The 1,222-nt window shown below is 46.7% G+C and carries 2 protein-coding genes; both read left to right on the forward strand.

Annotated features, from left to right (window positions below; genetic code table 11):
• The first annotated feature begins 171 nt into the window (after nt 1–171).
• Nucleotides 172–537 (forward strand): DUF4279 domain-containing protein, encoded by a 366-nt coding sequence (locus G9C89_RS25685; RefSeq protein WP_390623864.1) that lies wholly within the window; start codon nt 172–174, stop codon nt 535–537.
• A gap of 88 nt (nt 538–625) precedes the next feature.
• Nucleotides 626–1,075: a hypothetical protein gene (locus G9C89_RS24885; protein ID WP_172153377.1), complete on the forward strand. Its 450-nt coding sequence runs from the start codon at nt 626–628 to the stop codon at nt 1,073–1,075.
• Nucleotides 1,076–1,222 lie beyond the last annotated feature (147 nt).

Raw genomic sequence — 1,222 nt, forward strand, 5'->3', positions numbered from 1 at the left:
CGCGGCGGCTAAAAACACAGAAATGAGCGGGTGATCTGAGCGTTTTTGGTCGATTTGCCGCTTTTAAAATCAGCAGCAGCTGAAGTCAGCCAGAAATGCATGGCTACTTCAGAGGATCCTTAGGGATCAACATTGAATTCTGCACCACGGGCATACACATATTTTAGAGTTGTGGCAGAAACCCTTCCGCTTGAGGAAATATCTGCTGCTCTTGGCTGTGCACCAACCAGTAGTTGGCGCAAGGGTGATCCTGGGCGTTACAACCCTGCACGGCCAGACAGCGGTTGGTGTTTGAACAGCCCTTTATCTGAATCGAACACTTGCATTGAGTCTCATATTGAAGCCCTTCTGCCACTTCTTGAACGCAACGGCGAGGCAGTCAAACAAATATCTGAGCAATACCAAACTTATCTTGTTTGCGTAGGGCACTTCAACGAAACCACAAGACCTGCGTTCCATATTTCTAAAGCAACCCTAGCTCGTATCGCCTCGTTAGGAGTAAGCATCGATGCCGATCTATACTGCCTTGGGTGCTAGTTGCCCCCTAACATATGGTTCAAGTCGCTCGCTTTGCTCACTGGGACGGGCTAAAGCCCGCCCCTTAACCAAACGTTAGATTATTCACATGACTGAAGAATTCATCGAGTTCCCCACAGACTCACGACAATGGCTTCTACGGGCCTTTTATTCAGCAATGCTGTTTGTAGTCGCAATAAAGGTTGCCAACACTACAATTGCAATCGCAGCAATTGTAGTTTTAAACGCCATTATGCTGGCAAAACCTGTTACAGCATTAATAAACACACAAAGTAAAACACTAAAATATGTATACAGAAAACCATATTCATTTCGGTGCCAATCGGAAATTGATCTCTCAAAATATTCCAGAATCTACACGCAAGTCGAAAGTTACGCCGGCAGATCTTTGCACTTAAGCGGCCCCAAAGGCGAACATTTAATACTCGCGAAATTCAACCAAAGTCCAACATCACCCAATCAGCACATTAAAGAAGTAACTACACTTAGAAAAGCCATCGCAAGCGCGCTTAAAATTCACGATGGCGGCGATGTATAATCTAACTAGTGGTTCAAATCGTTCGCTACGCTCACTGGGACGGGCTAAAGCCCGCCCCTTAACCAAACGTGTGTGCCGGGCATGGCACGTAACTATGTCGGTGAAAGTCCGGCAGCCAGGTTTTCGCAGAGCCGAAGGCTAGGGAAA

The sequence above is a fragment of the Pseudomonas tumuqii genome (assembly GCF_013184545.1).
Classification (GTDB): Bacteria; Pseudomonadota; Gammaproteobacteria; order Pseudomonadales; family Pseudomonadaceae; genus Aquipseudomonas; species Aquipseudomonas tumuqii.

Bases quoted from the DNA above. Each gene is read 5' to 3' on its own strand.
- G9C89_RS24885 (WP_172153377.1), top strand. From the start codon at position 626: ATGACTGAAGAATTCATCGAGTTCCCCACAGACTCACGACAATGGCTT.